This is a genomic window from Francisella frigiditurris (genome assembly GCF_001880225.1).
Taxonomy (GTDB): Bacteria; Pseudomonadota; Gammaproteobacteria; order Francisellales; family Francisellaceae; genus Francisella; species Francisella frigiditurris.
Genome location: NZ_CP009654.1, coordinates 327,898 through 351,523 on the forward strand (window position 1 = coordinate 327,898; position 23,626 = coordinate 351,523).

Consider the following 23,626-nt stretch of genomic DNA (forward strand, 5'->3'; position numbering starts at 1 on the left):
TTAAACCTCTTCAAGATTTAAAGTTAGAAAATGTGCTGAACAAGAAATACAAGGGTCATAATTTCGTACAACCATTTCAGCATGTAGCCTTAACTCATCTTTTGGCTTATCTAAACCAAAAGCTTCTAGAGACATAACTAAATTTGCTTCCATACAAGGCAAGTTCTGTGAAGTTGGCGCAGAAATTCTAATCTTCTCAGCTAAGCCATTTTCATCAACTTTTATATGATCTATTTGTATTCCTCTAGGAGCTTCAACAGCGCCCCATGCATCAGCTGCTTTTGTAGTATACTCAACATCTGGCTTTTCTGGATATGTATAATTCTCACAGATCTTAAGCGCTCTTTGGATAGCCCAATACCCCTCTATAGATCTTGCGATTACAGAATGAAACATATTTCTACTTGGCCATTTCACACCTGTTGCATTTGCTATGTCTTGTATCTCTTTTGGAAGTCTATCAAAATTCAGATTTAATCTAGACAGTGGGCCAAGCAATATTGGCTGACCATCATGAGTCGTTGAGTGTAATGCTGTAGATTGAGGCGCATGAAACTCTCTAAAATGATCATCATAATCATCTATATGGAAATATTCACCATCACTTGTTGTCACATAATTAGAAAATACTGGATACTCTGACTCATGTCTTAGACTTACCATTTTAAAAGGTATCTCTTGCTCTGGAAAATCTAGTGTAGAAACCCAATTAATAATATCCTTAGCATCTTTTAAAGCATCTTGTAATTTTGGTATTAAAGCCTTTACATCTTTAACTAATGGAGCTTTATAAAATCCACCCACTTTCATACCATTTGGATGTACAGAACGTCCACCTAAAAGTTTAAGAATTTCATTACCTAAATGTTGTAGTTTCACACCTCGTGTAACCTCTAATGGATAGTCTTTAGCCATTTCAATTGCTGATCTATATCCTAAAAAATCAGGAGCTGCTAAAAGGTGAACATGTAAGTAGTGCGACTCTATCCATTCACCTAAAAACATTAAAAGCCTCATTTCCTCAATCCACGGAGTCAATGTAATATCAAAAGCTCTTTCATAAGCTCTAGAAAACCCTGCTTGGTATGCTAAAGGGCATATACCACATATACGAGCCACCGCATCGATCACAGCATTTGGCTCTCTTCCTTCTAGGAATTTCTCAAAATAACGAGGTGGCTCATAAACTCTCAATTCACATTTATCAACTTTACCGTCTTTAATTCTTAGATCTAAAGCACCTTCTCCCTCTACACGAGCCAATATAGGGACTTCAATTATAGTTTCTTGTGACATAACTATACTCCTTTAAATAGCTCAGCTTGGCTATTTATAAATCTGTATTTATCTTGAATTTGCTTATCTGATAAACCTAATTCTTTTAACTTACTAGTCATAGCTTTAAGGTTTCCATACTTAGAAGTTCCATAACAACCATAACATGCTCTACCAAGTTTAGGGCAAATTGCATCACAGCCATCTGCCGTTACAGGTCCAAGACAAGGCTCACCTTTTGTAACCATAACACATGCAACCCCCGCATGTTTACAAGTAGTACAAACAGGATCAACCACTTTTTCAGGCTCTACGCCAAATAGCAATTGTCTAATTGCTTTTAAAATTTGAGCCGTATTGATTGGGCACCCTGAAATTTCAAAATCAACGTTAACATATTCTTTGATAGCTTTCGCAGTTGGTAAATCTTCATCTATGATTACTTGAGTTGCTTGAGGATAAACATCATGCTGCCATCTAAGTAACTCTTTTGCGTCAGTATAGTTTCTTAGAGACTGAACACCTCCTGTTAAAGCACAAGCACCTATACAAACCAAATATTTAGATTTCTCTCTAATTTTTTCTAGACGATGAATGTCATGCTTTGTATTAACACTACCTTCAATAAATGCTATGTCGACGTCTGCAAATTCATCTAGCGGTCCAGCCTCTGCAAAATGCACGATATCGACCATTTGTGACAAAATCAATACTGAACCAGCATCATTTAGCAATGCTAATTGACAACCATCACATGAGCTAAATTTATGTACCGCAATTTTTGGTCTAGGAGATATCGTTGCTAATTTATCTTGAGCTGACATGACTACACTCCTTTTATCGATAATAATTCTTTAACAGCAGGATATGCATATACCGCGCCATCCTTACACACAAACTCTTTACCCATTTGGCAATGACCACAATGACCTATAGCACATTTCATACTTCTTTCTAAACTAACAAATATTTGCTCCTCAGGAACCCCTACATCAGCGAATGATTTGGCTACATTTTTCATCATAATCTCAGGACCAACACTCATAACATAAGTGTTTTTATAATCTAGATTTAGATCCTCTACTGCTGCTGTAACAAAACCCTTATACCATTTCCATGGACCATGAGCTTCGCCCTCTGTTGCTACTAATAGAACTTCTGTATTTGGCTGATTATTCCAGCGTGTATATTTATCTTGATAAATTAGTCCATCCGAATGGCGAATCCCTTGCACCACATAGACTTTACCATAAGCATTACGATCTTTTAATATCTCTTCAGTAGCAGCAACTAGTGGAGCATTTCCCAAGCCTCCAGTCATTATCACTACATCTTTACCTTTTGCTTGTTCAACTGGCCAAGAGCTACCATAAGGGCCTCTCACACCAATCCTTTCACCAGCTTTTAGCTTAGCCATGCCTTTTGTAACTCGACCAACAACCTGTATAGTATGTTCAAAGACATCAGTTTTAAAATCTCTATCATTTACTATTGAGATCGCTACTTCTCCTACCCCATACAAATAGAGCATATTAAATTGACCTGGTTGAAACTGATAAGTTTTACGCAAATCTTCATCAACAAACTGCAACCTTAATGTAAAAATATCTGGCGCATCTTGGATAAATTCTATAATTTCTGCCTCATGTGGTAGATATGCATCTTGCGGATAAATCATGATTATTTCCCTCCACAGATAGTGTTAATTTCTTCAGTCACATCAATTTTGACAGGACACCAAGTTATACAGCGACCACAACCAACACATCCTTTTGTTCTAAACTGTTCTTGCCACGTAGAGAACTTATGCGTTAACCATTGGCGATAACGATGCTTTGGCTCTTCTCTATATAGCTCTCCATGAGTATAACTATGATCTAAACCAAAACAAGAATCCCACTCTCTAGTATGTACACTTTCTTTACCATCTAATGATGGAGCTTCTTTTTCTGTATGACAGAAACATGTTGGACAAGCCTGAGTGCAACTACCACAAGATAAACATCTTTCTGCAACATCATCCCACTGAGGATGGTCATGTGCTTCGAATAAAGCTTTTTCAACTGTAGCAATAGGTGGGATACTTTTTTCCTGCATTGAGTATACGGCTTTTACCCTTTGTTCTGCTTTATAAGTCTGAGCTCCTGTAGCTGGTAACAACTGTAAGTTTAGAACAGCATCTCTACCCTTATCACTGCCAGACTCAACAACAAAACCGCCCTCAACTTCTATCATTGCCAAGTCAAAACCTTTATCTGCATAGGGTCCATCGCCTAAAGAGATACAAAAACAGTTACTGTGAGCTGTTGTACAATTTGCAGCAACTATAAACATCTCTTCTCTTCTAGCTTTATAGCGCACATCTTGATAAGCATTCTCTATAAATACTCTATCTTGAATTTCTATAGCTCTTAAATCACAAGGTCTTACACCCAGTACAGCATATTTTTTATTACTCAAACACTGCTTAAAAGCTAACTTTCCATTATCATCACGCGTCACTTTCCATAGAGGCTCTTTCTCTTCAAAAAGCATTGGCTTGACTGATTGTACTGGCACACTCCAAGCAAAAGCCTCTTTTCTATCTGTTTTACTCACCTTGTAGTGAGCCGGTGATTGTTCATCAACATATCCCCACGGTAGCTCTTTAGCGCTATCAATATCATCATAAACAATAGCATCATCCCTTACGGCTGGTGCCTTCACCTGATACCCTTGTTTATTAAAATAGCCTATTAAGTCATCTAGCTTCTCATGTGCTAAAAAATAATAGTGACTCATAATTTCCTCCTAACAAATCCTAGGTAGCTGTTCGCCACTTAACCAATCCACTCGTCTTCTTCCACCAAAAGCTGTCGTCATAACTACTTGAGAGTCCGCCTCTTCAACAGTCGCTATAATTTGTGCTTGCCTACCCAAAGGGTGCTTCTTAAGACAATTTAAAATCCTCTCTGCTTGGTCTGATTTACAAGCAATCAAAACTTTACCCTCATTAGCGATAAATAGAGGATCTAACCCCAACAATTCACAAGCTGAACTCACCTCTTCTGAAATAGGCAATAATTCTTCTTGTATATTTATACCAATCTTATATTTATCAGCCCACTCATTTAGTGTAGCTCCAATCCCACCGCGTGTAGGATCACGCATAGCTTTTATACTACAGTCATTTTTATATAATGAATCTATAAGATCACTTAGCGAAGCTGTATCACTTTTAACATCACAATCAAAGCTCAATCCTGGTCTTTTTGACATAACTGCTACACCATGATCACCAATTGATCCATTTATAATTATTTTATCCCCAGGAGCCAATATTTCTCGTGTAACGAAATTCTCATTTACCACACCTATACCTGTAGTATTTATAAAAATCCCATCTCCCTTACCTTTCTCTACTACTTTTGTATCTCCTGTTACTAGAAATACTCCAGCATTTTCTGCAGCTTTTGCCATAGAGATAACAATCTCTTTTAAATCTTTTAGAGGCAATCCCTCTTCTAAAATCAATCCAACAGATATATATAAAGGCTTAGCCCCACCAACTGCAAGATCATTTATAGTTCCATTCACAGCTAGCTCGCCTATATTACCACCAGGGAAGATATATGGAGTTATTACATAGCTATCTGTAGTCATTGCAACTCTACCATTTATCTGTGGCAATATAGCCTGATCTTCTGATTGACCCAAATACTCATTATCAAAATATTTTTTCATCAACTGCTCAATCAATTTATGAGTAGATCTCCCACCAGATCCCATTGATAGATCTACAACTCCACTTTTAAAATTCAACTTTACAGCCACAACTATCCTCCATATTGATAATGTGCTGCACAAGCACCCTCTGATGACACCATACAAGCCCCCATAGGCTGCTCTGGCGTACAAACTACACCAAATAGCTTACAATCTTTTGGCTCTTTTAAGCCTCTGATAATATCTGGACAGGCACACTCTTTATGCTCTAGCCCCGCAACCTTAGGAATATCAAAGACAATTTCTGTATCAAATCTAGAAAATTCTGGCTTTAGCTCCATAGCACTATTAGCAATACTACCCAACCCTCGCCATTCAAAATCTTTTCTAACTTGTAAGTATTTAGATATCAAAGCTTGAGCTAATATATTTCCATCAGGAACAACTGCTCTTGTATACTGGTTTTCAACACCTATTTCATTTTTGTTAATCATTTTTACAAGCATTAAGATTGATTGTAAAACATCTAGAGGCTCAAAACCTGCGATAACTATTGGTTTATTATATTGCTTAGCTACTTTATGATAGGCATTACTTCCTATGACAACACTCACATGAGACGGTCCTATAAAACCATCTATTTTTACGTCTTCTGTTAGTATTGCCTCCATCGCAACTGGAGTTAGTACATGATTACAAAATATATAAAAATTATCTAAATTTTTCTTAATCGCCACATCTATTGCTACTGCAGTAGGTGGAGTTGTAGTTTCAAAGCCTATAGCAAAAAATATCACTTTCTTAGTTTTATTCTCTTCTGCTAATTTTAAGGCATCCTCTACAGAATAAATCATTCTGATATCAGCGCCTCTTGCTTTGGCCTTTATCAAACTATCTTGATGACTTCCTGGAACTCTTAGCATATCAGCATAACTGCAAAATATAACATCCTCTTGACTAGCTAAGAATATTGCTTGATCGACTCTTGCTATAGGTAATACACAAACTGGACAACCAGGTCCATGTATCATTTTGATATTTTTTGGTAATAAACCAGGTATTCCATAACGGTGTAAAGCATGAGTATGCCCACCACAAAATTCCATAAGATTATAATTAGTTTCTGGATTAACCTCTACTTTTATTTGTGCCAATAAACTTGCAGCAACTTTAGGATCTCGAAACTCTTTAATATAATCCATATTATACCTACTCCTTAGCAAGCATTTCTTCAAAATCCGCCAATGTTTGTCTTGCAACTTCTTGGTCTAATTTACTTAAAGCAAAACCGACATGCATAATCACAAAGTCGCCTATATCTACTTTATCTGGCATTATGGCTAAAGAGATTTCTTTATGCACCCCACCAACGTTCACCATAGCTTTGTTATCTTCTTTAAGCTCTATAATCTTTGCTGGAATCGCTAAGCACATAATTTGTTTTCCTTTTGTAAAAGTTTAGCTGCCAACCATGCTTGCCCTAAACTAACTCCACCGTCATTAACTGGTACTTTTTCAGATATGTAGACCTTTAAATTCAGTAGCTCTAGATATTTCATTACTTGGCTCAACAATATTTTATTTTGAAAACATCCACCACTTAAAATTACTGTAGATGTTCTCTGCTCGTTACTAGCTCTAGCTATCCATTCAGCCATAGCAAGCGCCAATGTCCCATGCCATAAATTACTCGCCTGAGCTTTGTCTCCTACCTGTAAAACTTCTTTTATTAAAAGGGATAAATCCAGTTTATTATCCTTAGTTATACTAACTAACTCTTTTTTACATACAGGCTCTGATGCTAATGCTTCCAAGCGCATTGCCGCCTCTGCTTCATAAGTATTTATATGACAAATATCTAATAAGCTAGATACAGCATCAAAAATACGTCCCATACTCGTAGTTACTGGTAAGCTATCATGATTACTAACAAGGGCTTTTTCCAAGGCTTCTGAACCTTTATACTTTTTAATGCTAGTGGGTATACTTATATTATAAAACTTACACAATGCTAAAGCTATTCTCCACGGCTCTTTTGCTACATTATCTCCACCTAAATATGGTACAGGAGCTAACTCACCCACTCTTTTGAAACTTATATTATCGATATCACAAGAATATAACTCTCCGCCTCTAGCAACACCATCCTCACCCAAGCCAAAACCATCTAAAACTAAACCTATTGCCTGACCTTGAATATTATGCTCTGCTATTACTGCTGCTAAATGAGCTTGATGATGCTGTATTTTATATATTGGTAAATCAAAGCTTTGAGCAAATTGCGTAGTATAAATATCTGGATGCATATCACAAGCTACAGCCTTTATATCTGTATTAAATAGCTTCTGATAATGAGTTAAAACTTGATGATAATAATCTATATTGTCTTGGCTAGCCATATTTCCGATATATTGCGATAAATAAGCTTGTGAACCATTAACTAAACAAAAAGTATTTTTTAAGAATGTCCCAGTTGCTAAAACATTATCTAAGTTTTCTGATAGCTTTATAGCCTTTGGAACAAATCCTCTCGCTCTTCTAATCATCAACGGTTTATTAGCTACTACATGTAATACGCTATCATCACTTTTCATAGCTATTCTACGGTTATCTGTAATTACAATATCCGCAATACCTTTAAGCTTTTGCATAGCTTCTTCATTTTCAGCAATAATACTATCGCCTGAAATGTTTGCACTAGTAACCACAAGGACTATATTATTTGCCTCTTTTAACCAATCAATTCCCTTTGGTCTACCTAGAAGATTATAAAAAAGTAAATAATCCATCCCTGTTGTTGGAAGCATAAACCCTAGTTTATTTAAATTTGGCGCTATTTGCTCACTAAGTTTAGAATTCTTTTTATCTTCTAATATAACAATAGGTCTTTCTTGAGATTCTAGTAAATTCTGCTCAACATCATTCATAGAAGCATATTTCTTTATACTCTCAGTATTTAAAGACATCAGAGCAAAAGGCTTATTTGGTCGATGTTTTCTCAACCTTAAATTTTGTACAGCCTCATTATCAAAAGCATTCACTACTAAGCGAAAACCATTTTGACTTTTTAGAGCTACTATTTTTGATGAGTTCATCGCCAGTGCAATATCAGCAAATGAGCTTGATAATTCAGGACCACACTTTTCACATGCTATAGCTTGAGCATGAAACCTTCTATCTGCAGGATCTCCATAAGCTTTTTGACAGTCATTACAAAGTGGAAAATCAATATAAGTAGTATTTACTCTATCATATGGTAAATCTTCGATAACACTATATCTTGGACCACAATGAGTACAGCTTGTATATGGATATAAGTAATAGCGACTTTGCGGATTAAAAACATCATCTAAACACGAATCACAAATAGCTGTATCGGCTGGAATTTTAGTATTAGCGCCACCTTGTTGAGTTTCTAAAATATTAAAATCTGTAAAATTACTTTCAGTTTGGCAAACTATCTTCTCAACAGTTTCTATATTAGCTAGAGGTGGTAGTTTAGCTTTCATCTCAGTTATGAAAACATCTGCAATACTCTCATCACATTGTAGAATTATCTCGACACCATTTGGAGTGTTCTGCACCGAGCCATATAAACCCAACTCTTTAGCTAAAGCATATATAAAGGGTCTAAATCCAACCCCTTGGACTGTACCATTGACGAGAATTTTTGTTACATAGCTCATTAAGTATTTTCTTTAATTTTAAGACTACAAACCTTTATAAATTTTCAATATAGTCTAATACAATCTCATGATGATCTTTCGTTTTAAACTTATCAAACACATGTTGTATTTTGCCTTCTTTATTAATAAAAAAGCTGATTCTATGGATACCATCATATACTTTACCCATAAACTTCTTCTCACCCCATACACCATATAGCTCTGCTACTTTATGATCTTCATCACTTAGTAGTTGTATTGACAAGTTATCTCTTTCTTCAAACTTTTTTAAACGCTTTGGTGCATCTGGACTAATGCCAAGAACTACAGTATTAAGCTTTTCTAGCTTTTTACTGATACCACTTAAACCTATAGATTGGACTGTACAACCAGGAGTCATCGCTTTAGGGTAGAAGTAAATTAATACATTCTTTTTACCTTTAAAGTCGCTTAGAGACACTTCTTCATTATTTTGATTTTCTAGTTTAAAATTTGGAGCTAATTGTCCTTGTTCTAGTGTTTTCATATTTCACCTACTTATTTCTATTTTAAAGACTTCAACCAATCCAACCAGCTATCAAAACCCTCTTCTGTTTTCACAGAAAGTTTAAAGATCTTTGCATCTAGTCGAATCTTTCTTATATTTGCCTCACATGCATCAATATCAAAATCAACATACGGCGATAGATCAATCTTATTTATTATTACCGTATCCGCATAAAAGAACATATCTGGATATTTTAAAGGCTTATCAGCCCCTTCAGTAGTGGAGATAATAGCCACACGATGCTTTTCACCTAAATCAAACATCGCTGGGCAAATCAGATTCCCAACATTTTCAATCATCACAAACCCATTATCTGCAATATCCAAATGCTCAAATGCATGACCAACCATATGCGCATCAAGGTGGCATGCTTTGCCCGTATTTATCTGATATGCCTGAGCTCCAGCTTTTCTTATCCTATCTGCATCAATCTGTGTATGCTGATCTCCCTCTATAACCACCACGGGGAAGCTATCTTTTAATTTTACGATTGTTTTCTCTAGTAGAGATGTTTTACCTGACCCAGGACTAGAAACAAAGTTAATTGCTAGACTATTGTAATTAGCTAAATACTCTCTATTACTCTGTGCATACTTATCATTTTCATCAAGTATTGATTTTTCTAGCTTTGCTATATCATGCCCATGATGATGATCATGATTATGATGGTGATGATCGTGATCATGATGAGTATCATTCGTACCGCAACCACAAGTTGTACACATATTACACCCCTCTTATTTATAAATTATTGACTCAACTAATAGCTCTTGCCCTTTTAAGATTTTTTTATCATAACTTTCACATTTAGGACACGACTGATATAGCTGAGATAAACCATATATTTCTGAACAATTATTACACTGCGCTTCGCCTTTCTGATGCACTAGTCTTAATTTAGCATCCTTTATATCAGTATCTTTTACAGCTACAGGAAACCAAAAACTTAAAGACTCTACATCTACACCAGCAAGCTCACCAACTTTTAAAACTATTTCTTTAACTAGCCTATCTTCTTTTTGAGCATTATCTATAACTATATTTGCTATATTCTGACATAAAGAAAATTCATGCATACGACTAGACATTACCTATAAGCTTTATATATTAATTTTAACATATAACACGCTGTTATTTATTGCTTTATCTCTTTTATAATGGTTATATACTGCTACTTAAATGATAGAAAGAGGATTATAAAAATTGAAATCTAAAAGTATAACTAATTATATTCTCTTATTTAGTATAGCTTTAATATGGGGCTCTCAGTTTATGTTTAATGATATTGCTCTTGAGAGTAATATTAGCCCTGTGATAATCGCCATGTCTAGATCTATTATTGGAGCAATAACTCTTTCTATAATTTTGTATTTCTCTAAAGAAGAGAAAACCTCTATAGATTTCAAAACCTATTTTATTTTGTTTTTAGTTGGTCTTTTTGAAGCCACTATCCCTCTTTTCCTTATAATCTGGGGACAACAAGAAGTAGATAGCAGCATAGCCGCTATTCTAACCTCAACTGTTCCTTTATTTGTGATTGTATTAGTCGCTATTCTAAAATTAGAAGAAATGTCTATAAATAAAGTTTTTGGAGTTATTCTTGGCTTTATAGCTATTGTAATACTACTTGGACCCAAACTTGCTAATGTTGATATAGGAAATATGAATCTGATATCTAATCTAGCTGTATTATCAGGTGCTTTTAGCTTTGCTATAGCTCTCATCCTTATTAAAAATATCTCTCACATCCCACCAATCAGAAGCTCTAAAATAATCCTAACTTCAGCATCTATCCAGCTCGCTATACTAGCTTTGATAAAACATGATTTTGTATATAGCAATGTCAACTTATCACTAAAGAGCATTTTAGCCATTTTAGCTCTAGGAATTTTTGCTGCTGGGATAGTTTACTTACTCTATATAGAGCTAATCAAAAAAGCTGGTACTGTATTTACTTCTTTTAGTAATTTCCTAATTCCTGCTGTTGGATTGTTTTTAGGCGTCACTTTCTTAGATGATAAGCTAGAGCCATCTACATTCATAGCCTTATTCGTACTACTTATTTCTCTGTTCTTAAGCAACGGTTTATCACTTAGAAAAATAAAAAATATTATACTCAAAAAGAAATAGACTACTTAACTTAGACAGAACAATATAGTCTTCAAATCAGCCATATATATTTGTTATTAAATACCTATTATTTATAAGCTAAAGTTTATTTCCAGCTCACTTTGAATTATTCTTAATTTATTTAGTAAGTTTTTTGAATATGAAATTTTTCCAAATAAAACTCTCTTTATTCCTATGTTTTTTCATTTGTGCAATCCTTCTTAATAGCGTAGGCATAGTTATATTACAGTCGATAAACAACTACGGAATCACAAATGTATCAGCAAGTATTTTAGAAGCCTGTAAAGACCTAACCATTGCTATAGTTTCATTCTTTGTAGCTTCTCTCATTCCCCATTTTGGGTATAAGAAATCAATGATTATTGGATTAACTCTTATAACTCTAGCTTGTATTGCCATGCCTTTACTAGACAGCTTCTGGATGACAAAACTAATGTTTGTCTGCGTAGGTATAGCTTTTGCTTTAATAAAAGTCTCTGTCTACTCTACAGTTGGTATTATCACAAATAGCCCCCAAGAACATGCTAGTCTAATAAGCTGGTGAAGGTACTTTTCAAATTGGTGTTGTCCTGTGCTATTTTGTTTTTAGCTTTTTTATAGAGCGTGGCACTTGGTTAACCACATACTGGATCATAGCTGCTATTTCTCTATTAACTATAGTATTACTTATTTTTACAAAACTTGATGAATCCAGAGTTGAAGCCTCCATAGAACCCAAAATCACTAGAGACTTCTTACATATGTTAGGTTTAGTAAAACTTCCTATCGTATTAGTCTTTATCTTAAGTATATTTATTTATGTATTTATAGAACAAGGTATACAGTCTTGGCTGCCAACTTTTAACAACTCTGTTTTACACCTCTCAGATTATGCTAGTGTTATATTTGCTAGTATTTTTGCACTTAGTATTGCTACAGGAAGAATAGCTTCAGGTTTTATTATGAAAAAAGTTTACTGGGAAAAAGTAGTGATCATAGGTCTTATCTGTTGTGCTGTTTTAATATTAATCATTTTGCCAATGGCACAAAATATCTCTGGCGATAGCTGGTCATATCTATCTATATTAACTGCATCCCTACTACCATTGATAGGCTTTTTTATAGCTCCAATATATCCTACTCTATGCTCAAGTATTCTAAGTAGTCAGCCTGCACATTTACAAAGCTCTATGGCTGGATTAATTATTATTTTCTCGGCCCTTGGAGGTACTATTGGCTCAAGAGTTGTAAGTGAATTGTTTACTATACTTGGCGGAGAGGTAGCTTTCTATATAATATTAGTACCTATCAGCTTATTAATTTTATTAGTTATTCCTTATGCAAGACTACATAAAAAAGCAAATGCCAATTAAAAACAATGATTTAATCCAGACATCTGGAGAGCTTTTTGAAGCAGTGCAATTAGCACCATGTTTTTCTGACTCTAAAACTTTTGTCGACATGACTCCTAAAAGGGATTCTCAAGAAATACTAAAAGACTTCAAAGCTTTAAAAAATCAAAACAACTTTAACTTAAAAGATTTTATTTTAGAGAACTTTGATCTACCTAAAGCTGAGGAGTATAGCGATATAGAGAATGGTCTAAGTCTCCATGAACACATAATACAAATGTGGGATTTTCTAACAAAGAGTGCTGATGAAGAAAATCCTCAAAGTTCTTTATTAGAACTACCGAATTCTTACGTTATTCCAGGAGGTCGTTTTAGAGAGATTTATTACTGGGATTGCTACTTTACAGCAGAAGGCTTAGCCGCTTATAATAAGCTAGATATGGTAGAAAATATCGCTGATAACTTCAAATACTTAGTAGAGCAATTTGGGTTTATTCCTAATGGAAATAGAACTTATTATTTAACAAGATCACAGCCTCCTCTATTCTTTTTAATAGTTGATATTCTATATAAACATTATGGAATAAGCAGAATCAGCAAATATCTACCTGTGCTTGAAAAAGAATATTCTTTCTGGATGAATACAAATAGGAATATTGGTGGGTTAAATAGATACTGGGATGAAGCTTCTGAACCAAGACCAGAGTCATATAGGGAAGATATCCATAGCGCTAAAGATGCATCAAACAGAGCTGATTTTTATCGTAATATTCGAGCAGCTTGTGAATCTGGTTGGGACTTTAGCAGCCGCTGGTTTCATGATGTAAACAAATTTGAAACAATTTGTACTACAGATATTCTACCAATAGATCTAAATTGCTATCTATTTGGCCTTGAAGAAAGATTATCTACTTGGTTTAAAGACTCTAGTGATTTAGAAAAGTCATCTAAATATAGAGATCTCGCTAATAAAAGGAAAAGTAAAATCCAAAAAGATTTCTGGTCAGAGGAGCAAAATTTCTTTTGTGACATTAATCATAAAGAAAAAAGTCATACGAATGCTCTCAGCTTAGCTGGAGCTACTCCCTTATTCTTTAATATAGCCACTAAAGAGCAAGCAAGTAAACTGGTTAATACTCTAAGTAAGTTTGTTTTTGAAGGCGGCCTATCAACAACTCTCGTGGACACATCTCAACAATGGGATTATCCTAATGGCTGGGCTCCTCTTCATTGGCAGGTAATTATTGGTTTAAGAAACTATGGTTATAGTGATATAGCTAAAGATATAGCTGATAGATTTCTCAATACAATTAAACTTAAGTATAAAGAAACAGGAAAGTTAAAAGAAAAATATAATGTTTCAAATGCTCATATTGATGCTTCTGGTGGAGAATATATCATTCAAGATGGATTTGGCTGGACTAATGGAGTAGTTTCAGCCTTGTTGAAGCTCTACAACTAACAAGCTGAGGCGTACTTAATTATTTTATTAAACTCTTCTCCAACAAGTGATGCTCCACCAATAAGACCACCATCAACGTCCGGAAGTTTTAGTATTTCTTCAGCATTACTCGCCTTTAAACTACCGCCGTAAACTATTTTTATATTTTTAGCTATTTCAGCATCTACTTTTGCTACTAATGATCTAACAAAGCTATGAGTTTCTTGTACCTGATCAAGAGTTGCTACAACTCCAGTACCTATCGCCCACACAGGCTCATATGCTAACACAATCTTTGCCAATTGCTCTTTAGATAAACCATTTAATATTAGCTCTAGTTGTCCAGATAATACTGATTGGAGTTTACCACCATTTCTATCTGCTAAAGATTCGCCAATACACACAACTGGAACAACATTTGTATCAATTACTTTTTTTAACTTTTTAAACACATCTTGGTTTGTTTCACCAAACAACGATCTTCTTTCAGAATGTCCAATAAGAACATAATCACAACCGACATCTTCTAGCATTGCCTTAGAGATTTCGCCAGTATACGCACCATCATCATAAAAAGTAATGTTTTGTAAACCAACACCGACTTTCGATGGCAGTTGAGCTCTAACTTCTTTCACATAAACACTTGTAGGAAAAACAGCAACATCAACATTGTCATATTTAGCTTTAGAGATTTCTTGGCATAAAGCTTTTATTGAAGCACTATTACCATTCATCTTCCAATTACCCATTATTAGTTTTTTCATACTACACCGCCAATTTTGATTTTACTTTTTCTACTAAAAATTCTGCTTCTTTAGTAGCAGTTTCTTTGTCAGTAGCTTCTACCATTACTCTTAATACAGGCTCAGTTCCAGATGGTCTTAACAAGACTCTTCCATTATCACCTAATCTTTTTTCAACTGTTGATACATCTTCTATAAGAGTACTTAGCTCATCCGCTCCAACTTTACTTTTTAAAGGAACATTTATCATAGTCTGTTGCATCAACTCTACACCTGAGTAAAGTTCAGAAACTGCTTTATTTTCCAATGACAGAATTGCTAGCAACTGTAAAGCTGTAAGTAAGCCATCTCCAGTTGTCCCATAGTTTAAATTAATAATATGGCCAGAAGACTCTCCTCCTAGCTTATAATTATTCTTAACTAGCTCTTCGATAACATATCTATCACCAACTTTAGCGCGAATAAAAGGAATATTTTGTTTCTTATACTCATTTTCATATGACATATTAGTCATAGCTGTTCCCACAACACCAGCTGTACTTCCAGAGACCTTAGTATAATTTGAAAGGATATATAAAATAGCATCACCATCTATTTCTTGACCTTTTTCATCTACTATAATTATCCTATCGCCATCACCATCTAAAGCTATCCCTAGATCAGCCTTATTTTTTAACACAGCTTCGCTAATATTTTTAATATAAGTAGCGCCACACTTTTCATTAATATTTAGCCCATTTGGCTTTGATGCAATCGTTATAGTATTTATATTAAATTCTGCTAATAATTTTTCTAAGTTATTAGATCCTGCACCATTAGCGCAATCAACAACAACTTTTCCATTATACTTAATAAGGTTTAAAAACTTAGCCTTACAGTCTTTTATATAATCATTTAATGGATTTTCTAATTTTGTATAAGTTCCAAATTTACAATCTTTATTGTAAAAAAACGGTCCATCTATCTTTTCCTCAACTTCAAGCTCTATTTCATCTCTTAATTTAAACCCTTTAGATGAAAAAAGCTTTATGCCATTATCAGTAAATTTGTTATGAGATGCTGTAACAACGAAACCTGCTCCAGCCTGCTTTTCAACCGCCATAAATGCAACTATAGGAGTCGGCACAACCCCTAAATCTATCACATCTACGCCTGCGGCTGTAAGACCTGAAACTAAAGCATACTTTATAAAATCCGATGACCCTCTAGTATCTTGACCTACAATGACAAGATTATGCTCTTTGTACTCATCAATAATTTGACCAACAGCATTACCTAATTTTTGAGCAAACTCTGCTGTTATGGGGAATTTACCAACTAAACCTCTAATACCATCTGTTCCAAAGTATTTTCTCACAATAGATCTCCTACTAGATTTATTCTAAAAGCTTAATAATGAAGCAATGTTATAGTTTTCTAATTTTTTTCTTCCATTTAGTCCATCTAGCTCTATAACAAACATCAGCGCTTCAACTTTAGCTTGTGCTTTTTCAACAAGTTCAGCTGCTGCTTTTGCGGTTCCACCAGTAGCTAGTAAATCATCTACTATTAATACTCTATCATCTTTTTTAAAAGCATCTTTATGAATTTCTAAAGTATCTTTACCATATTCTAACTCATAGCTAACACTATAAGTTTCTCTAGGTAGTTTCCCAGGCTTTCTAATTGGAACAAATCCTAACCCTAACATCTCTGCTAAAGCTACCCCAAATATAAAGCCTCTACTTTCAGCACCCGCAATAATCGTTGGTTGAAGACCTCTCTTTTTTATCTCTCCAACCAAACAAAGAGAAACTTCTTTGAGACCATTAGGATCAGCCAATAAAGGAGTAATATCTCTAAACACTATTCCTTTTTTAGGAAAGTCTTGGACGGCCGCTATTTTACTTGATATAAAATCTAAACTCATTGATAAATCTCCCTAAAAGAAAATGAGTATTAAAAAGGAGGAAAAAATTATACTTGAAGTAAAATTCTTGCAGGATCTTCTAAAAGTTCTTTAATCATTTTTAAGAACTTCACAGATGTACTACCATCTATAATTCTATGGTCATAAGACATTGCTAAATACATAATCGGTCTTATTTTAATTTCACCATTTACAACCATAGGTCTATCGACTATGTTGTGCATTCCTAAAATAGCACTTTGGGGAGAGTTTATAATTGGTGTAGAAAGCATAGAGCCATAAGTACCACCATTTGTGATAGTAAAAGTACCGCCTTTCATATCCTCTAAACTTAACTTACCATCTCTGCCTTTTAGAGCCATTTCTAAAACATCTTTTTCTATTTGAGCAAGACCTTTAGTATCTGTATCTCTTAAAACTGGTACAACAAGACCTCTATCTGTTCCAACAGCAATACCAATATCAAAATAGTTATGATAAACAATTTCATCACCATCAATAGATGCATTAACATCTGGGAATTTTTTAAGTGCTTCAGTAGCCGCTTTAATAAAGAAAGACATAAAGCCAAGTTTAGTATCATGCTCTTTAGCAAAAAGATCTTTATATTTCTTTCTTAGCTCCATTACAGCTGTCATATCAACTTCGTTAAAGGTAGTTAAAATAGCATTAGTATGTTGTACTTCAACTAGTCTATTAGCAATAGTCTGACGAAGTCTTGTCATTTTAACTCTTTTTTCATATCTAGCGCCTTGTGGCTGGATAGCTTGTTGAGGTTTTTGAGCAGCTTTCACATCACCAGAAGTAATACGACCTTTTTTACCTGTTCCTTCAATTCCTTTAGCACTGTCTAAACCACTTGCATTGAAAGCTTTTCTAGCTGAAGGGATTAAGTGTGGCTCTGTACCAGATGCCGCTTGTGCTACTTCTGATTTCTCCTCAGCCTTATTAGCAGTCGCAACAGCACCTTCTGTAATCTTAGCAATCAATTCAGCTGAAACTACTGTAGAACCTTCTGTCTTAAGAATTTTTGAGATCACACCATTTGTAGTAGCAGGAACTTCTAAAACAACTTTATCTGTTTCTATTTCTGCTATAACATCGCCTTCAGCAACAGAATCACCTTCTTTCTTATGCCATTCAGAAACTGTACCATCAGCAACGGACTCAGGAAACACAGGAGCTTTCACATCTATCTCTGCACCAGATTTAGCTTTAGGTGCTTCAGATTCTTCTGGCTTTGACTCTACAGATGGTGCTTTACCATCTTCCGATATAAAAGCTAGACTCTCTTCTGAAAGAACTATATCGCCAGCCTGTTTTTTAACTCCTGTTAAAACACCACTTGCAACAGCAGGAACTTCTAAAACAACTTTATCGGTTTCTATCTCTGCTACAATATCACCCTCATTAACAAAATCACCTTCCTGTTTATGCCATTCAGACAAAGTACCATCGGCAACAGACTCAGGAAACATAGGAACTTTTAATTCTACCATTGCTAACTACTCCTAGTTATTTTTAATCTTCTTATTTTATATCTAAAGCTTTTTTAATAATCTCTTCTTGTTGTTCTACATACCTTGCATGATATCCCACAGCTGGAGCTGAAGATCTATCTCTACCAACGTATCTTAATTTTTGTTTATCACTAACTAACTCTTCTAAAGAGTGTCTTATATTATACCAAGCGCCTTTATTTGCAGGTTCTTCTTGAAGCCAGACAACATCAGTTGCTTTATTATATTTAGTTAGTATTTTTGATAATTCTTTTTTAGGGAAAGGATAAAGTTCTTCAATCCTTACAACAGCAGTATCTTGATGTTTATCTTCTTTTTTCAACATCAAATCATAATATACTTTACCATTACAAATAATAAGTTTTTTAACTTTATCTGCCTGTACACTCTTATCATCAATAACCACCTGAAACTCACCTTTTGAAAGCTCTTCCATAGTTGATACAGCTAATGGATTTCTTAACAAGCTTTTAGGCGTCATCACTATAAGTGGCTTTCTCAATGGTCTTATAACTTGTCTTCTCAACAAATGATAAATCTGGGCAGGTGTCGTTGGAGTACAAACTTGCATATTATTATTTGCACATGAGTTTAAAAATCTTTCCAATCTTGCAGATGAATGCTCTGCTCCAGCCCCTTCTTGTCCATGAGGTAAAAGTAGAGTAAGTCCTGATAATATGCCCCACTTTTCTTCTGCTGAAACTAAGAATTGATCTATCACAACTTGAGCAGTATTTACGAAGTCTCCAAATTGAGCTTCCCAAATAACTAAAGACTCAGGACTATAACAACTATAGCCATACTCAAAACCAAGTACTGCATATTCTGATAATGTTGAATCTATAACATCAAATCTTGCATTTTCATTAATATGTTTTAATGGGATGTATTCTTTTAATTTATTGTCTACATCCATATTTTTAAGGACAGCATGTCTATGTGAGAAAGTACCTCTTCCACTATCTTCACCAGATATTCTTATATCATGCCCCTTATCTAAAAGGGTTGCATAAGCCAACATTTCCGCAAAACCCCAATTAATAGCAAGCTCACCATTAGCCATTTTCTCTCTATCAGTAATAGCCTTTTTAACTTGGTTCTGCATTTTTATTTCATCATGTGCTTTACACATTTCTAAAGCTAATTCTTGTAACTTTGTCTCTGGAATAACATCATAGCTATAGTCCCCTTGAGGCTTACCTTTTATATAAGGTTTCCAATCACAAACACCCAACTTATTACATATTGAAGATTTAGTTAATACCTCTACTGTAGACTCACCTTTATCTAACTTAGAACGATATTTTGCATTAAGATCATTTAACTGCTCTGCTGTTACAACACCTTCTGCTTCTAACTGCTTAGAATAGACTGTCAAAGTTGATGGAAGTTTTTTGATAACCTCATACATCTCAGGCTGAGTTCCCGATGGCTCATCTGTTTCATTATGACCATTTCTACGATAGCAGACTATATCTATAACAACATCTTTGTTAAACTTCATTCTATACTCTAAAGCAATCTCAGAAACTCTTACAACCGCTTCAGGATCATCTCCATTAACATGGAAAATTGGAGCATCTATCATTTTAGCAACGTCAGTTGAGTATATGCTACTTCTATTAACTCCGAATTTACTACTTGTCGTAAAGCCAACTTGGTTATTTACAACTATGTGAACTGTACCACCAGTGCCATAATACTCTGTTAAAGAAAGTCCAAAGGTTTCCATAACAACACCTTGACCACAGAATGCTGAGTCTCCGTGGATAAGTATAGGTAAAACTCTGTTAAGCGCATTTTTATCATCAAGCTTATCTTGGATAGCTCTAGCAGCTCCTTCGACGACAGGATCTACAGCTTCTAAATGAGATGGATTAAATGCTAATGCAATCTTAGCTTCTTTACCATCAACCCCACGATAATTAGAATACCCCATATGATATTTAACATCACCAGATAAACTCTTTTCGCTTTGCTTACCCTCAAACTCTTCAAATAAGTCCTTTGGATTTTTACCAAGCACGTTTACTAAAACATTTAAACGGCCTCTATGTGCCATTCCTAATTGAATAAAATTAGTAGAATATTTAGAAATAGATTTTTCTATAACATATTGAAGAGAAGGAATCATAGATTCCCCACCCTCTAAACCGAATCTTTTTTGACCAACATACCTTAAAGCAAGGTATTTTTCTAAACCTTCAGCAGCTACTAATTGTTCTAAAGTCCATTTTTTCTCTTCTTTAGTTAAAAGAGATTGTGACTCAATCGTATCTTGTAGCCATTTTTTTTCTTCTTTATTATTTATATACATAAACTCAAAACCAATATTTGTTTCATAAATAGCTTTGAGTTTGTTTATAATATCTTGTAGTTTTTTTGGCTGATTATTTGTTAAAGCCCCTAAATTGACTTCTTCTTGTAAATCAGAATCTGTTAATCCGTGATATGTTAAGCTAAGCTCAGGATCTTGTGGTAATTTAAATAGCTTTAGAGGATCTATCTTTGCTGATTTATAAGCATGAGACCTATATGCACCTACTAAGTTCTTAATTTTAAGCTCTATATCACTACTTCCAGAAGCAACGACTGAACCCACTCTATTTTGAGCAAGATACTTAAATTCATCAACAATATCAGCATGTACTGTATCTGTATTTTCAGCCACTGAATCAAAAAAAGACAACCATTCTGGATCTATTCCATCATAATTGCCTTTTAAATAGTCATCATATATCGACTCAAGGTATTCTAGATTTCCTCCAGAAAACTGAGTACTTTCTAACCATTCTTCAAAATCATTGTGTTTTTTTGTCATAACTTATGATTTTCCATTTTTTTGCTTTTTACACACTCTTCTTAAGCATAGCTGATCTGATCTTACCAATAGCTTCAGTAGGATTTAAGCCTTTAGGGCAAACAGTAACACAGTTCATGATAGTTCTACATCTAAACAAGCTAAATGGATCTTTAAGAGCTTCTAGTCTCTCATCAGTCGCAGTGTCTCTTGAATCTGCTATAAACCTATATGCTTGCAACAATCCTGATGGTCCAATAAATTTATCAGGATTCCACCAGAAAGATGGGCAAGAGGTAGTACAACACGCACAAAGAATACACTCATATAAACCATCTAATTTAGCTCTCTCTTCTGGAGATTGTAATCTCTCTTTTATAGGAGCTTCATCATTATTAATTAAATACGGCTTAACTTTTTCATAGTTTTTGTAGAACTGTTTCATATCTACAATCAAATCTCTAACAACAGGAAGACCTGGTAAAGGATTTACTTTAATAGGCTGTCTAAGCTCTCCTATAGATGTAACACAAGCCAAACGGTTTTTACCATTTATATTCATTCCATCAGAACCGCAAACACCCTCACGACAAGACCTTCTCATCGCTAAAGTAGGATCTTGCTCTTTAATTAATTCCAAAGCAGTTAATACTTTTACCCCTTCATTTTCTACTTTAACTGTATAGTCATCGTAATATGGCTTTGTATCTACTTCTGGATTGTATCTATAAATTTTAAATTTTACTTCCATGATAAAAATCCCTTATTAGTATTTACGTTCAGCTGGTTGGAATGCTTTAACTTTTGTAGGCGACATATTAACACTTCTTGAAGAAGTTTTATCTCCATCTAGGAAGTATAAAGTATGTTTCATCCAATTTTCATCATCTCTATTTGGATAATCCACTCTTGAGTGAGCTCCACGAGACTCTTTTCTTTCTAAAGCTAATTTAGCTGTTGCAACTGCTGTTAACATTAGATTATCAAGCTCTAAAGCTTCAATTCTTGTCATATTGAAGATTCTACTATTATCTTCTAATACAGCATTTTCTAATCTTTCTCTTAACTTAAGAAGCTCTTCTAAACCTTCTTTCATAGTACTTTCTTGTCTAAATACAGAAAAATATTTTTGCATTATTTGTTGCAATTCTTTTCTAAGATCAACTATTTTTTCTTTACAACCTCTCTGTTCAGAAGAGTCCCATCTATTTAATCTTTCTAAAGCTTTCTGCACATTCTCTTCTGAAGCATCCTTTCGCTTCATACCATGCTTCAAGCTTTCTTCCGCATGCATTCCCGCAGCTCTACCAAACACAACAAGATCAAGTAACGAGTTACTTCCTAGCCTATTTGCACCATGAACAGATACAGACGCACACTCGCCAACAGCATATAATCCACCAATAATTTTATCTTCGCCATTTATTTGAGTTATAACTTGACCATACTTATTAGTTGGTACACCGCCCATCTGATAATGACATGTTGGTACAACTGGAATAGGCTTCTCAACAGGATCAACGCCAGCGAATGTTTTAGCTAACTCTCTAACTGTTGGCAATCTTTCATCAATAACATCTTCACCTAAGTGAGTAAGATCTAACCATACACAGCTAGAACCACTAAAAGTATCTCCTCTTCCTTCCATAATTTCTTGTTGAGAAGCACGAGAAACCACATCACGACAAGCAAGATCTTTAGCCATTGGAGCATATCTCTCCATAAATCTCTCACCATCTTTATTTCTAAGGATCCCACCTTCTCCACGACATCCTTCAGTAACAAGCACACCAGCTCCAGCAATACCCGTTGGGTGAAATTGCCAAAACTCCATATCTTGAAGAGGTATATCTGCTCTTAAGGCAAGACCTAAACCATCACCCGTATTGATATAAGCATTTGTACTAGACTCATAAATACGTCCAGCTCCACCAGTTGCTAAAATTGTAATTTTTGCTTGCAGAAAAACTGTTTCTCCAGTCTCTATGCAAAGAGCTATAACACCAGCGATGCTACCATCATCAGCCTTTACTAAATCAACCGCATACCATTCAGTATAGAAGTTTGTATCATGAGCTAAATTACCTTGATAAAGCGTATGCAAAAGAGCATGTCCCGTTCTATCTGATGCTGCACAAGTTCTTTTAGCTTGATTTGCTGGATCATAATTTCTAGACATTCCACCAAAAGCTCTTTGATAAATTTTACCATCTTCCAAACGAGAAAAAGGCATACCCATATGCTCTAATTCAATAATAGACTGTGGCGCATGTTCACACATATACTCAATAGCATCCTGATCTCCAAGATAATCAGAACCCTTCACGGTATCATACATATGCCATTTCCAATCATCTGAAGGTAAATCATCATCAAACTTAATATTACCTAAAGCCGCTGCAATACCGCCTTGTGCTGCAACAGTATGAGATCTTGTAGGAAAAACCTTTGATACAACAGCTGTTTTGAATCCAGATTGAGATAATTGAAATGCTGCTCTAAGACCAGCCCCTCCAGCTCCGACTACAATAGCATCAAACTCTTGTTTAGCTATACTCAT

At 34.8% G+C, this 23,626-nt stretch carries 22 protein-coding genes; 4 read left to right on the forward strand and 18 right to left on the reverse strand.

The window, feature by feature from the left end; translation table 11 throughout:
• From KX01_RS01715 to hypA, 11 genes are read right to left on the reverse strand one after another with little or no spacing between them, the layout of a single operon-like run.
• The gene (locus tag KX01_RS01715) at positions 1-1,296 is read right to left on the reverse strand and encodes a Ni/Fe hydrogenase subunit alpha (protein ID WP_071663352.1); all 1,296 of its coding nucleotides are present in this window, start codon (positions 1,294-1,296) and stop codon (positions 1-3) included.
• Between the two features lie 2 nt (positions 1,297-1,298).
• A complete protein-coding gene (locus KX01_RS01720; protein ID WP_071663353.1) occupies positions 1,299-2,099 on the reverse strand; it encodes an NADH-quinone oxidoreductase subunit B family protein in 801 nt (266 codons plus the stop codon).
• Positions 2,100-2,101: 2 nt separating this feature from the next.
• Positions 2,102-2,953 (reverse strand): FAD/NAD(P)-binding protein, encoded by an 852-nt coding sequence (locus KX01_RS01725; protein ID WP_071663354.1) that lies wholly within the window; start codon positions 2,951-2,953, stop codon positions 2,102-2,104.
• Between the two features lie 2 nt (positions 2,954-2,955).
• Positions 2,956-4,056, reverse strand: a complete 1,101-nt coding sequence (locus KX01_RS01730; protein ID WP_071663355.1) for a 4Fe-4S dicluster domain-containing protein — start codon at positions 4,054-4,056, stop codon at positions 2,956-2,958.
• 9 nt (positions 4,057-4,065) lie between these two features.
• Positions 4,066-5,088 carry a hydrogenase expression/formation protein HypE gene (gene hypE / locus KX01_RS01735; protein ID WP_071663356.1) on the reverse strand — a complete coding sequence of 341 codons (1,023 nt, stop codon included), beginning with the start codon at positions 5,086-5,088 and terminating at the stop codon, positions 4,066-4,068.
• 2 nt (positions 5,089-5,090) lie between these two features.
• Positions 5,091-6,182 (reverse strand): hydrogenase formation protein HypD, encoded by a 1,092-nt coding sequence (hypD, locus tag KX01_RS01740; protein WP_071663357.1) that lies wholly within the window; start codon positions 6,180-6,182, stop codon positions 5,091-5,093.
• Positions 6,183-6,189: 7 nt separating this feature from the next.
• Positions 6,190-6,414: a HypC/HybG/HupF family hydrogenase formation chaperone gene (locus KX01_RS01745; RefSeq protein WP_071663358.1), complete on the reverse strand. Its 225-nt coding sequence runs from the start codon at positions 6,412-6,414 to the stop codon at positions 6,190-6,192.
• Positions 6,405-8,666, reverse strand: coding sequence for a carbamoyltransferase HypF (gene hypF / locus KX01_RS01750; protein WP_071663359.1), 2,262 nt, complete (start codon positions 8,664-8,666; stop codon positions 6,405-6,407). Before hypF ends, KX01_RS01745 begins: the two co-directional genes overlap by 10 nt.
• Positions 8,667-8,700: 34 nt before the next feature.
• Positions 8,701-9,171, reverse strand: coding sequence for a thioredoxin-dependent thiol peroxidase (gene bcp / locus KX01_RS01755; RefSeq protein ID WP_071663360.1), 471 nt, complete (start codon positions 9,169-9,171; stop codon positions 8,701-8,703).
• A 17-nt stretch (positions 9,172-9,188) separates the two neighbouring features.
• Positions 9,189-9,917: a hydrogenase nickel incorporation protein HypB gene (gene hypB, locus KX01_RS01760; protein WP_071663361.1), complete on the reverse strand. Its 729-nt coding sequence runs from the start codon at positions 9,915-9,917 to the stop codon at positions 9,189-9,191.
• Positions 9,918-9,929: 12 nt separating this feature from the next.
• The gene (hypA, locus tag KX01_RS01765) at positions 9,930-10,280 is read right to left on the reverse strand and encodes a hydrogenase maturation nickel metallochaperone HypA (RefSeq protein WP_156860360.1); all 351 of its coding nucleotides are present in this window, start codon (positions 10,278-10,280) and stop codon (positions 9,930-9,932) included.
• A gap of 115 nt (positions 10,281-10,395) precedes the next feature.
• Here hypA and KX01_RS01770 point away from each other — a divergent pair, with 115 nt between their 5' ends.
• The 4 genes from KX01_RS01770 to KX01_RS01780 all read left to right on the forward strand — a co-directional run bounded on the left by KX01_RS01770 (position 10,396) and on the right by KX01_RS01780 (position 14,115).
• Positions 10,396-11,322, forward strand: coding sequence for a DMT family transporter (locus tag KX01_RS01770; RefSeq protein ID WP_071663362.1), 927 nt, complete (start codon positions 10,396-10,398; stop codon positions 11,320-11,322).
• A 139-nt stretch (positions 11,323-11,461) separates the two neighbouring features.
• Positions 11,462-11,866: an MFS transporter gene (locus KX01_RS09425; protein ID WP_198021100.1), complete on the forward strand. Its 405-nt coding sequence runs from the start codon at positions 11,462-11,464 to the stop codon at positions 11,864-11,866.
• A 52-nt stretch (positions 11,867-11,918) separates the two neighbouring features.
• A complete protein-coding gene (locus KX01_RS01775) occupies positions 11,919-12,674 on the forward strand; it encodes an MFS transporter (protein WP_232223358.1) in 756 nt (251 codons plus the stop codon).
• The gene (locus tag KX01_RS01780) at positions 12,640-14,115 is read left to right on the forward strand and encodes a trehalase family glycosidase (RefSeq protein WP_232223346.1); all 1,476 of its coding nucleotides are present in this window, start codon (positions 12,640-12,642) and stop codon (positions 14,113-14,115) included. Before KX01_RS01775 ends, KX01_RS01780 begins: the two co-directional genes overlap by 35 nt.
• On the opposite strand, the gene tpiA is transcribed toward KX01_RS01780, so the two are convergent.
• The 7 genes from tpiA to sdhA are packed head-to-tail and all read right to left on the reverse strand — an operon-like array spanning position 14,112 to position 23,626.
• Positions 14,112-14,858 carry a triose-phosphate isomerase gene (gene tpiA, locus KX01_RS01785; RefSeq protein WP_071663363.1) on the reverse strand — a complete coding sequence of 249 codons (747 nt, stop codon included), beginning with the start codon at positions 14,856-14,858 and terminating at the stop codon, positions 14,112-14,114. The genes KX01_RS01780 and tpiA overlap by 4 nt on opposite strands.
• Before the next feature lies 1 nt (position 14,859).
• The gene (gene glmM, locus KX01_RS01790) at positions 14,860-16,194 is read right to left on the reverse strand and encodes a phosphoglucosamine mutase (RefSeq protein ID WP_071663364.1); all 1,335 of its coding nucleotides are present in this window, start codon (positions 16,192-16,194) and stop codon (positions 14,860-14,862) included.
• 24 nt (positions 16,195-16,218) lie between these two features.
• Positions 16,219-16,746: an adenine phosphoribosyltransferase gene (locus KX01_RS01795; protein ID WP_071663365.1), complete on the reverse strand. Its 528-nt coding sequence runs from the start codon at positions 16,744-16,746 to the stop codon at positions 16,219-16,221.
• A gap of 47 nt (positions 16,747-16,793) precedes the next feature.
• Positions 16,794-18,245, reverse strand: coding sequence for a 2-oxoglutarate dehydrogenase complex dihydrolipoyllysine-residue succinyltransferase (gene odhB, locus KX01_RS01800; protein ID WP_071663366.1), 1,452 nt, complete (start codon positions 18,243-18,245; stop codon positions 16,794-16,796).
• A gap of 31 nt (positions 18,246-18,276) precedes the next feature.
• On the reverse strand, positions 18,277-21,087 hold the full coding sequence (locus tag KX01_RS01805) for a 2-oxoglutarate dehydrogenase E1 component (protein WP_071663367.1): 2,811 nt from the start codon (positions 21,085-21,087) through the stop codon (positions 18,277-18,279).
• Positions 21,088-21,115: 28 nt separating this feature from the next.
• Positions 21,116-21,817: a succinate dehydrogenase iron-sulfur subunit gene (locus KX01_RS01810; RefSeq protein WP_071663368.1), complete on the reverse strand. Its 702-nt coding sequence runs from the start codon at positions 21,815-21,817 to the stop codon at positions 21,116-21,118.
• A 15-nt stretch (positions 21,818-21,832) separates the two neighbouring features.
• Positions 21,833-23,626 (reverse strand): succinate dehydrogenase flavoprotein subunit, encoded by a 1,794-nt coding sequence (gene sdhA / locus KX01_RS01815; RefSeq protein WP_071663369.1) that lies wholly within the window; start codon positions 23,624-23,626, stop codon positions 21,833-21,835.

Bases quoted from the DNA above. Each gene is read 5' to 3' on its own strand.
- KX01_RS01715 (WP_071663352.1), bottom strand. From the start codon at position 1,296: ATGTCACAAGAAACTATAATTGAAGTCCCTATATTGGCTCGTGTAGAG.
- KX01_RS01720 (WP_071663353.1), bottom strand. From the start codon at position 2,099: ATGTCAGCTCAAGATAAATTAGCAACGATATCTCCTAGACCAAAAATT.
- KX01_RS01725 (WP_071663354.1), bottom strand. From the start codon at position 2,953: ATGATTTATCCGCAAGATGCATATCTACCACATGAGGCAGAAATTATA.
- KX01_RS01730 (WP_071663355.1), bottom strand. From the start codon at position 4,056: ATGAGTCACTATTATTTTTTAGCACATGAGAAGCTAGATGACTTAATA.
- hypD (WP_071663357.1), bottom strand. From the start codon at position 6,182: ATGGATTATATTAAAGAGTTTCGAGATCCTAAAGTTGCTGCAAGTTTA.
- KX01_RS01745 (WP_071663358.1), bottom strand. From the start codon at position 6,414: ATGTGCTTAGCGATTCCAGCAAAGATTATAGAGCTTAAAGAAGATAAC.
- hypF (WP_071663359.1), bottom strand. From the start codon at position 8,666: ATGAGCTATGTAACAAAAATTCTCGTCAATGGTACAGTCCAAGGGGTT.
- bcp (WP_071663360.1), bottom strand. From the start codon at position 9,171: ATGAAAACACTAGAACAAGGACAATTAGCTCCAAATTTTAAACTAGAA.
- hypB (WP_071663361.1), bottom strand. From the start codon at position 9,917: ATGTGTACAACTTGTGGTTGCGGTACGAATGATACTCATCATGATCAC.
- hypA (WP_156860360.1), bottom strand. From the start codon at position 10,280: ATGTCTAGTCGTATGCATGAATTTTCTTTATGTCAGAATATAGCAAAT.
- KX01_RS09425 (WP_198021100.1), top strand. From the start codon at position 11,462: ATGAAATTTTTCCAAATAAAACTCTCTTTATTCCTATGTTTTTTCATT.
- KX01_RS01780 (WP_232223346.1), top strand. From the start codon at position 12,640: ATGCAAGACTACATAAAAAAGCAAATGCCAATTAAAAACAATGATTTA.
- tpiA (WP_071663363.1), bottom strand. From the start codon at position 14,858: ATGAAAAAACTAATAATGGGTAATTGGAAGATGAATGGTAATAGTGCT.
- KX01_RS01795 (WP_071663365.1), bottom strand. From the start codon at position 16,746: ATGAGTTTAGATTTTATATCAAGTAAAATAGCGGCCGTCCAAGACTTT.
- odhB (WP_071663366.1), bottom strand. From the start codon at position 18,245: ATGGTAGAATTAAAAGTTCCTATGTTTCCTGAGTCTGTTGCCGATGGT.
- KX01_RS01805 (WP_071663367.1), bottom strand. From the start codon at position 21,087: ATGACAAAAAAACACAATGATTTTGAAGAATGGTTAGAAAGTACTCAG.
- KX01_RS01810 (WP_071663368.1), bottom strand. From the start codon at position 21,817: ATGGAAGTAAAATTTAAAATTTATAGATACAATCCAGAAGTAGATACA.
- sdhA (WP_071663369.1), bottom strand. From the start codon at position 23,626: ATGAGTATAGCTAAACAAGAGTTTGATGCTATTGTAGTCGGAGCTGGA.